General features: G+C 65.8%; 6 protein-coding genes. 1 reads left to right on the top strand and 5 read right to left on the bottom strand.

Features of this window, described 5'->3' with window-relative positions:
* Positions 1-124: 124 nt before the first annotated feature.
* Both WAL33_RS10815 and WAL33_RS10820 read right to left on the bottom strand, forming a co-directional pair.
* Positions 125-2,215, bottom strand: a complete 2,091-nt coding sequence (locus WAL33_RS10815) for a 3-hydroxyacyl-CoA dehydrogenase NAD-binding domain-containing protein (RefSeq protein ID WP_422181250.1) — start codon at positions 2,213-2,215, stop codon at positions 125-127.
* Positions 2,216-2,624: 409 nt separating this feature from the next.
* Positions 2,625-3,851 carry a serine hydrolase domain-containing protein gene (locus WAL33_RS10820; RefSeq protein ID WP_422181252.1) on the bottom strand — a complete coding sequence of 409 codons (1,227 nt, stop codon included), beginning with the start codon at positions 3,849-3,851 and terminating at the stop codon, positions 2,625-2,627.
* A gap of 350 nt (positions 3,852-4,201) precedes the next feature.
* Between WAL33_RS10820 and WAL33_RS10825 the strand changes: the two genes are divergently transcribed.
* On the top strand, positions 4,202-5,443 hold the full coding sequence (locus WAL33_RS10825; RefSeq protein ID WP_422181254.1) for a TetR/AcrR family transcriptional regulator: 1,242 nt from the start codon (positions 4,202-4,204) through the stop codon (positions 5,441-5,443).
* A gap of 98 nt (positions 5,444-5,541) precedes the next feature.
* Here the strand turns inward: WAL33_RS10825 and WAL33_RS10830 are convergent, their stop codons facing one another.
* From WAL33_RS10830 to WAL33_RS10840, 3 genes are all read right to left on the bottom strand, one after another.
* Positions 5,542-8,547, bottom strand: coding sequence for a TonB-dependent receptor (locus tag WAL33_RS10830; RefSeq protein ID WP_422181256.1), 3,006 nt, complete (start codon positions 8,545-8,547; stop codon positions 5,542-5,544).
* Positions 8,548-8,999: 452 nt separating this feature from the next.
* Positions 9,000-9,503: a thermonuclease family protein gene (locus WAL33_RS10835; RefSeq protein WP_422181258.1), complete on the bottom strand. Its 504-nt coding sequence runs from the start codon at positions 9,501-9,503 to the stop codon at positions 9,000-9,002.
* 153 nt (positions 9,504-9,656) lie between these two features.
* The coding region (locus WAL33_RS10840) for a hypothetical protein (protein WP_082464997.1) at positions 9,657-9,739 on the bottom strand (83 nt) is incomplete at its 5' end.

Genomic DNA, 9,739 nt, shown 5'->3' on the forward strand with positions numbered 1-9,739 from the left:
CCCTCCGGCCCTCCGGGCCACCTCCCCCAAAGGGGGAGGATCTAGGTCAGCGCATCCTGAAAGATGCTCCCCCTTAGGGGGAGCTGTCGCGTAGCGACTGAGGGGGCTTTCACCCCCGGGCGCCTCACGCGTCCTTGAACCCTTTGCCCTCGGCCACCAAGCGCTCCAGCAAGGCCGAAGGCTTGAAGTCGTCGCCGAACTTGCCCTGGAACGCCTTCATGCTGGCCAGGATCTTGTCCAGGCCCACCAGCTCGCCCCAGAACATCGGGCCGCCCGTATAGACCGGCCAGCCGTAGCCGTTGATCCAGACGGTATCGATGTCCGAAGCCCGGATCGCCTTGCCCTCCTCCAGGATCTTGGCCCCCTCGTTGACCATCGGATACAGGCAGCGCTCCAGGATCTCCTGGTCGCTGATCGCGCGGCGCTGGATCTGGCGCTTCTCTGCGAAGTCGAGGATCACCTGCTCGACTTCCTTGCTGGGCTTGGCGACGCGGTTCTCGTCGTAATCGTAGAAGCCCTTGCCGTTCTTCTGGCCGCGGCGATCCATCTCGCACAGCACTTCGCGGACGGTCGACGAGCTCGACTTGGTGGAATCCCAGCCGATGTCGAGACCGGCCAGATCGCTCATGGCGAACGGCCCCATCGGCAGGCCGAAATCATAGAGCACGCGGTCGACGTCCCAGGGCATGGCCCCTTCCAGGATCAGCTTCTGGGCCTCGCGCTGGCGCTGGGCCAGCATGCGGTTGCCCACGAAGCCGTGGCAGTTGCCGACCAGCACGGCGACCTTGCCGATCTTCTTGCCGATCTGCATCGAGGTGGCGATCACCGACTTGTCGGTCTTGACCCCGCGCACGATCTCCAAGAGCCTCATCACATTGGCCGGCGAGAAGAAGTGCAGGCCGATCACGCTCTCGGGCCGGCTGGTGCTGGCGGCGATCGCGTCGATGTCCAGATAGCTGGTGTTGGAGGCCAGGATCGCGCCGGGCTTGGCGATCTTGTCCAGCTTGCCGAACACCTCCTTCTTGATCTCCATCAGCTCGAACACGGCCTCGATGATCAGGTCGCAGTCGGCCAGGTCCTCCAGGTTCATCGACGGCGTCAGCAGGCCCATGCGCTTTTCGACGTCGTCCTGGGTCAGGCGGCCCTTCTTGGCGGTGTTCTCGTAGTTCTTGCGGATCACCCCGACGCCGCGATCCAGGTTCTCGGACTTGGCCTCGATGATCGTCACCGGAATGCCGGCGTTGAGGAAGTTCATCGAGATGCCGCCGCCCATGGTGCCGGCCCCGATCACGCCGACCTTCTTGATCGGGAGGATCGGGGTGTCGTCCGGAACGTCGGGGATCTTGGCGGCCTGGCGCTCGGCGAAGAACACATAGCGCTGGGCGGCCGACTGGCTGCCGGTCATCAGCTCCATGAACAGCTTGCGCTCGGCCTTGAGGCCTTCGTCGAACGGCAGGTTCACCGCCGCCTCGATGCACTTGATGTTGTTCTCGGGGGCCAGGAAGCCGCGGAACTTGCGGGCGTTGGCCTTGCGGAATTCGCTGAAGATCTCGGGCTTGCCTCGCGCGGCCTCGACCTTGGCGTTCTGGTCGCGGATGCGTGTCAGCGGCTTGTCCTCGGCCAGCACCACGCGAGCGAAGGCGATGGCCCCGTCGCGCAGGGCGCCTTCCTCGACGAGGGAGTCGAACAGGCCCATCGCGAGCGCGGCTTTCGCCGGCACGTGCTGGCCGGTGGTGACCATCTCCAGAGCTTTCTCGACGCCCACCACGCGCGGCAGGCGCTGGGTGCCGCCCGCGCCGGGCAGCAGGCCGATGTTCACTTCCGGAAGGCCCGCCTTGGCCGACGGCACGGCCACGCGATAGTGCGCCACCAGCGCCACCTCCAGACCGCCGCCCAGCACCGTGCCGTGGATCGCGGCGACCACCGGCTTGGGCGAGTTCTCGATGGTGTTCTGCACGTCCTGCAGCGAGGGGCCGGTCATGGCCTTGCCGAACTCGGTGATGTCGGCGCCGGCGATGAAGGTCTTGCCCTCGCAGATCAGCACGATGGCCCTGACCGCCGGGTCGGCGATGGCGGCGTCGAAGGCCTTGGACAGTCCCTCGCGCACGGCGGCCGACAGCGCATTGACCGGCGGCGAGTTGAGCGTGACGACGCCGATGTCGCCTTCGACGGTCAGATCCGTGACGTTGTTGATCGCGGCCATGGCGTTTTCCACCCTCAAATCTGTGGTTACGTTCTTTTGAACGATTGTTTGAAGCAAACCCTGCACGACCTGCGGCCGAAGTCCAGAGGTCCGTAAGGGCGCCGGGAATTTAGGCGCCCGCCCATTGACGTCGCCGCATTCATACCCGAAATTCGAAAAACACGGGTTTCAGTCGGAGCCAATCCGTGCGCGCGGGGGAAACCGCCGAGGCGGCATCCGCCACGGGGGCGGCGGGACGGCTGGTGTTTGTTCCGACTGTTGAGGGCGTACGCGTAAGGGGGTCGGCGTCGGGGCGCGACTTGCACTCGTCCCACATCTTCGAAGCTGGCCATCTTCGCGGACGCGGCGCGCCTTTCGGCGTGTCGACTAGGTGAAGCGCACTCGGCGCGGGAGTTATCTCCCGCGCCGCTTTCTTGTCGGCTCAGGCCGCGCTTTCCGTCAGCGCCGCATAGACCAGCGTCCGCAGTTCGCGCCGGATGGGATAGGCCGAGGACGGGATCAGCTGGGTCATGAACACCACGGCCAGGTCCTCGACCGGATCGATCCAGAACGCCGTCGAGGCCATGCCGCCCCAGAAGTACTCGCCCAGCGAGCCCAGGTTCTTGGTCCGCGCCTGATCGACGGTCATGGCGAAGCCCAGGCCGAAGCCCAGACCCTCGAACACCGCCTCGCTGAACAGCGACTGCGACATCTCCGTCAGCTCCCGCCCGCCCGGCAGATGGTTCAGGGTCATCAGCTTGAGGGTCTTGGGGCTGACGATCCGCGCGCCGTCCAGCTCGCCGCCGTTCAGCAGCATCCGGCAGAACCGCATGTAGTCGTCGGCCGTCGAGACCAGACCGCCGCCGCCGGACTTCAACGACGGCTCGGACAGGTAGTGGCTGGTGGTCGGATCGTCCTGCAGCACCACCTCGCCCTTGGGGTTGAGGGTGTAGCAGGCCGTGAAGCGATGGCGCTGGTCGTCAGGCACGAAGAAGCCGGTGTCGCCCATCTTCAGCGGGTCGAAGATCCGCTCCTTCAGGAAGACGTCGAAGGGCTGGCCGGAGATCGCCTGGATCAGATAGCCGAGCACGTCGGTGGCCACCGAATAGTTCCAGGCCTCGCCCGGCGAGAACTCCAGGGGAATGTCGGCCAGGGTTTCGACGAAGGCCTCCAGCCCGCCTTCGCTGTCGACGCCGTCCAGCTTCAGCTTGCGATAGGCCGCATCGACATTGGTGCGCTGTTGGAAGCCGTAGGTCAGGCCGGCGGTGTGGCGCAGCAGGTCGATGATCCGCATCGGCTGGTCGACCGGCTTGGTCTGGAAGGCGCCGGCCACGCCGGCCGCGAATACGCCCAGCTTCTTCCACGACGGGATGAACCGGTGCACCGGGTCGTCCAGCGCGACCTTGCCCTCCTCGACCAGCATCATGAAGGCGATCGAGGTGATCGGCTTGGTCATTGAATAGATGCGGAACAGGCTGTCGGCCTTCAGCGGCAGCCCACGCTCCTTGTCCGCCGAGCCCAGGATCGTGGTGTGGGCCAACTGGCCCCGCCGCCAGACCTGCACCAGGGCGCAGGGCAGCTTTCCCGGCGCGATGTAACGCTCCTGGATAAAGGCGTCGATGCGCTTCAGTCGATCCGACGACAGACCGACGGCTTCAGGCGTGCTCAAGACGAAATCCCTCCTGCGGCCGCCCGCCTGTAGAGGATCACAGGAAGGAGCGGCGTACTGTTTCTTGGCGGCGACCGCGAGGCGCGCGAAACCCGCCCTCGCCCCATAACGCGCATATCGATTGAAAACTAGGGAACGGGGATCGGCAAGCACTTGCGCGACAAGCCTGCCGCGCGTCCTCGATCTTCGAACCTCGACGACACCTCAATTGCACAACACGGCCGCAAGATTCCACGTGCACGAAAGCGGCGCCGAAGCAGCTTGCGCGCCTTGTCGTGAAGACAGGGCTTCCTAAATTGGACCAGCGGGTCCAAGGACGCGCGCGAGGGGCCGCGAACAGGGGGCGACACATGGACGACGGCCGGATCGCGAGCCCCGCCACCGAGCGGTATGCGAAGAAGAAAGAGGCGATCCTCGCCGCCGCGACCGCGATCCTGAACCGTCAGGGCGTCAAGGGCATGACCCTGGCCGACGTCGCCGCCAAGGTCGGGCTGATCACCACCAGCGTCACCTACTACTATCGCAAGAAGGAAGACCTGGCGGCCGCCTGCTTCATGCGCGGCCTGGAGCGCTTCGACGCCCTGGTCACCGAGGCGGGCAAGGCGCCGGACGCGCCCACGCGCCTGCTGAATTTCCTGAACCTTTATCTCGACCTGAACCGCCGGGTGCGTCTGGGCGAGACCGCCCCCCTGACCAGCTTCACCGAGATGCGGGCCTTGAAGGAGCCTCTGCGCGGCACGGTGCAGGGTGCGTTCAACGATCTGTTCCGGCGGGTGCGCGGCTTCTTCGAAGGCGCCGAGTTCGATCACCTGGACAAGCGCGACCGCAACGCCCGCACCCACCTGCTGCTCGAGCAGGTGTTCTGGTCGGGCTCCTGGCTGCGTCGCTATGACGTCGATGACTATGGCCGCGTGCGCGACAAGATGTACGACATCCTGGTCAACGGACTGGCGCCCCAAGCGGGTGCGGACAAGAGCGCCTGGGCGCCGCTGCCCCTGCCCGATCCGACGCCGCAATCGCCGGACGGTCAGGAATGGCGCGAGACCTTCCTGATCGCCGCCACCCGGCTGATCAACCAGCGCGGCTATCGCGGAGCCTCGGTCGAAGACATCTCGGCCCAGCTCAATGTCACCAAGGGCTCTTTCTACCACCATCACGAGGACAAGGACGCCCTGGTGGTCGAGTGTTTCGAGCGCACCTTCGCCGTCACGCGCAAGGCTCAAGTCGACGCCCGCGACCTGGCCAAGGACAGCTGGGAGCAGCTGTCGTCGGCGACGGCGGCCCTGGTCGCCTATCAGCTGTCGGACCACGGTCCGCTGCTGCGCGCCTCGTCGATGGGCGCCCTGCCGATCGAGATCCGCACCGAGATGACCCAGGGCTACAACCGCGGCTCCGAGCGCTTCGCGGCGATCATCTCCGACGGCGTGGCCGAGGGCTCGGTCCGGGCGGTGGACCCGATGATCGCCGCCCATATGATCAATTCGATGCTCAACGCCGCCGCCTCGCTGGGCGTCTGGGTTCCCGGGTTGGAGCGCGAGGAAGCGGCCAGGCTGTTCGCCCGGCCGCTATTGACGGGACTGTTTTCGAGGTAGGCCGGCGCCAAGAGTTGGGGACACACACTCGTTCCAGTTCTGCATCCAGCTGATGCCGCCCGTGGTGTGAGGGTGTGTCCCGTCCGTTGCCGCAGACCTTAGAACTTCTTCTTCAGCCCAAACTTGTACGTCCGGCCCAGCGGGTCGCCGGTGAAGGGGTCGTAGCCAAGGTCCAAGCGGGCGTAAGATGGATCCTTGTCGAAGACGTTGGTGATCGCCGCCGTCAAGGTGGCGTCCCACGGCAGGAACACCCGATAGGCCAGGTCGGTGAGGACCTGGGTGTCGATCTTCTTGCCCTGCGACACCTGCACCGCGGCGCCGGTGGAGTCCTTGTAGGCCCCGGCCGCGAACGGCGCGGTGCGCTGATCCTCGTAGCTGTCGATATAGTGGACCGTCAGGCGAAGATTGTGCGCCCCCTTGGTCCATTCGCCGAAGAGGTCGCCCTTCCACTGCGGGATCGGCACGGCGATGGTCTGGTAGTTGAGCAGGCCCACCGCATCGAACGCCGGGTTGACCACCACGCCTTCGACGGTCTGGGCGTCGATCTTGTATTCGGCGATGTAGGTGGCGTTGGCCCCGAGCCGGAAGTCGCCGCCGATCACGTCCTCGAAGAGGTAGTCGGCCGAGACGTCGACGCCCGAATTCTTGATCGACGGTCCGTTGACATAGTAGGTCTTCAGGCGGGCCAGCGACGAGATCGTGCTGCAGTTGGTGCTGTAGGTGAACCGCGCCTGCAGGGCCGCATAGGTCGGGTTGCCGCAATTGTTGGCCCCGGTCGCGCCGTTCGGATAGAGGGCGTTGACCATCCCCGCCACCGGTTCGGCGACGATCGGCTTGTCGAAGTCGAACTGGAAGTAGTCGACGCTGGCCTTGAAGTTGCCGCTGCTGAATAGAACGCCGGCATTATAGGTGTTGGCCTCTTCCGGCTGCAGGTCGGGATTGCCGTAGATGTCGACGGCGCGGAACACGCCCAGGATGCTCTGCAGCGAGGTGATCGACGAGGTGACCAACTGCGGGTCGGGCGGCCCGCGGAAGGTCGAACCGGCCGAGCCGCGCAGCGCCATCCAGGAGTTGGCCTGCCAGCGCAGCGCGACCTTGGGATTGAAGGTCGAGCCCGTGGCGCCGCCATAGTCCTCATAGCGGGCGGCCAACTGCATCTGCAGGTCCTCGGTGATCGGCACCGACAGCTCGCCGAAACCGGCCATGATGTCGCTCTGCTTGTCGGCCGGGGTGTTGACGCCCAGGAACATGAACGGCCCGTTGCGGACCGAGCCGGTGCAGTTGACGACGCCGAAGTCTGGCGTGTTGACGCACGGATTGATCAGGGCGTTGCTGATGTCGTTGTAGTCGGACTTGAAGTAGGTGCGCCGATACTGCACCCCGGCCGCCCAGGCGATGTCGCCGCCCGGCAAGGTGATGTTGGTCTTGCCGTTCAGCACCGCCTCGCCGACGAACAGGCGCGAGGCCTGCTTGGTCGTCAGCTTCTGGAAGAACCAGCGGGTGACTTCCTCGGTGTTGGCCAGGGCCGCGTTGTAACCCGGATTGGTCTCGCCGGTGATGACGTTGCCCGGAATGGCGTTGGCGAACGGGTTGTAGAACAGGCAACCGTTGACGCCGGGCGTGCCCTGGACGCCGGGCGTGGCGGCGTCGGTGTCGCAGCGCGGGCCGCCCAGGCCGCGCAGGGCCAACTGGTAGCGGTTGACCAGGGTGTCATAGCCCGTGCGGATCCCGATCTCCTGCGAATAGGTCAGGGCCATTTCCCAGCCGATGCCGTTGTCGAACTCGCCCTGCAGATCGCCCGACACCCGGTAGGCGTCGTAGGCGCGGGCTCCGATCGAGGGGCCGTAGCCGAAGGCGGGATTGCCGCCCAGACCATAGGGCCGGTTGGCGGCGTTGATCGCTCCGCCCGCCAGGATCGCCGAGGGCACGGTGGCCTGGGCGCCGTTCACCAGGCTGGTGGTGACGATGGTCGGGTTCGCGGCCATGAAGGCGATCAGGCCGGGATTGTTGGCCGGCACATAGTAGCGGCCGATCACCGACGGCGCGACGGCGACCTCGGACGTCGGCACCGCCAGGGCGGCGTAGGATGGCGAGGTGTTCCAGTCCGGAACGTCGGTGTGGCTGTACAGGACCTCCATGTGGAACTTGGTCTTTTCCGACAGGTCGGCGTTGACCTCGCCATAGGCCTGGATGGCGTCCTGCTTCTCGACCAGGTTGTCGAACGGCGTGTAGTGCCAGTAGCAGACGGGCGTCAGGCCGCTGAAGCCGGCATAGCCGCCCAGGCCGGCGCAGCTGGGATCGCGGAAGCCGGTGGTCGAGGCCGCCGCCGGGATGAAGGTCGAGGGATTGCCCGCCGCCGACCAGCCCGCCTCGGGGTTGGTCAGATAGGGCTGGTTGGCCCAGTCGCGATCGGCGACGCCTAGTTTCGAGCGGTGCTGCCAGCCGACGCTGGCCAGGATGTTGGCCTTGTCCCAGACCTTGCCGTAGGTGACGTTCAGGCCATAGTCGCCCTTCGAGCCGTCGATGATCCGGTAGTCCGCCCCAGCTTCCAGGCCGTTGAAGTTCTTGCGGGTGATGAAGTTGACCACGCCGGCGATGGCGTCGGATCCGTATGTCGCCGCCGCCCCGTCCTTCAGCACCTCGATCCGGCCGATGGCGGCGGTGGGAATGATGTTGGTGTCGACGATGCCCGCCCCGGCCGCGGCCAGCGGGTTGATCGCCAGACGCCGGCCGTTCATCAGCACAAGCGTGCGCTGCGAGCCAAGGCCGCGCAGGTTGACCGAGCCCGAGCCTTCCGAGCCCTGGGCGCGACTGTCGAACTGGTTGGTGTCGCCCAGCACGCCGTTCGAGACCGGCAGGGCCTTGAGCATTTCCACCGTCGAGGGTGAACCCTGCTTCTGCAGGTCCTCGAGGCCGATCACGTCGACCGGCAGCGAGGCGTCCTCAGGCGTGCCCCTGATGAACGAGCCGGTGACGATGACCTCTTCCACCAGGACCGGACCCTGGTCGTTTGACGATCTGGACTGGGCGTGGGTCGCGCCCGCCGCACCGCAGAATATAAGCGTCAAGGCTGAAGCCCCGCGCAGGAACATCGCTTTCTTCATAGTCTTCCCTCCCGTGCTGCTTTTTTTGAATGCAGGCCTTTGGGCTTTGGGAAACTCAGTCGGCGGCGCGCCTCGCGCGTCGGTCAGCGCGCACGACGGTTTTCACCATCGCGTCGCCGAACAGGCGCGTTTCGAAGATTGAAGATGCGTATTCGCGTGCCGACAACTTTGGGGTCTCCCTAGGCCGGGTACTGGAAACGCTTGACTAAAAAGCCCACCATTCGCGCGGGCAAATGTCCGATCTTGAGATTCGAACATTCGTTTCGATGATGCGGTATGTTTTTACACCACGTCAACCGCGCATCATGCCGCAGCCTCGCACCCCGCACGCCTCCGCGCGGCGGGGTTCAGCAATCGCGGAGCGATGTCGCAAGGCTGTCGCCGATGGCCGCGCCCCGTAAGGCGAACGGAGCAACGCCTTCGCCGGCCGCCTCCTTATGGCGCTGGGGGGCCTAGTTGAGCAGGGAGTTGACCGCCGGGGCGCCGGGGGCCTTGCCGCTGATGGGATCGCACCAGGCAAAGCGCCCGTTCAGACCCTCGGAGCGCCTTGCCGCCAGGCCATTGGCGTACATCTCCTGGCCCAGATCGACGCCGTCCACCGTCACGATCGACAGCTGGCGATGGAACTCGTCAAAGCCTGTCGCGGGCTCGACGGTGATCTCGCGGGCGTCTTTCATCTTCGCCCGCACCCAGGCCCGGGTGGTCTGGGCCGCGGTGGCCTCGGCCCAGCAGCGGGCGTCGGGCACGCCCTGCGGCGCATAGGCGTTGGCCAGGCGCACGTGATTGCCGTCGATGACCATGGCGTCGGCGCTCAGCACCCGCACGCGGTCGCCGAGGCCCGGAGGCGGCAGGGTGATCGTCGACGGCGGGTCGGGCGTCTTCTGGCAGGCGGCCATAACCGAGGCGGCCAGTACGGCGACGACCAGCGACAGGACGACAGGCTTAGTGCGGATCAAGAGTTCACCCCGAATTCACCCGACAGGATAACGCGTTCTGCGAAGACACGCGTCCTGATCAGGTAGGGGCGAAGGCGTGAAAACCAATAGCAAAAGGCCCCGGAGATTTCTCTCCGGGGCCTTCGCATTCTCAGCCGAAGCTAGATCGATCGATTACTCGACGATCTTGGCCACCACGCCGGCGCCGACGGTGCGGCCGCCTTCGCGGATGGCGAAGCGCAGGCCTTGGTCCATGG

This window comes from Caulobacter sp., assembly GCF_049283275.1.
Taxonomy (GTDB): Bacteria; Pseudomonadota; Alphaproteobacteria; order Caulobacterales; family Caulobacteraceae; genus Caulobacter.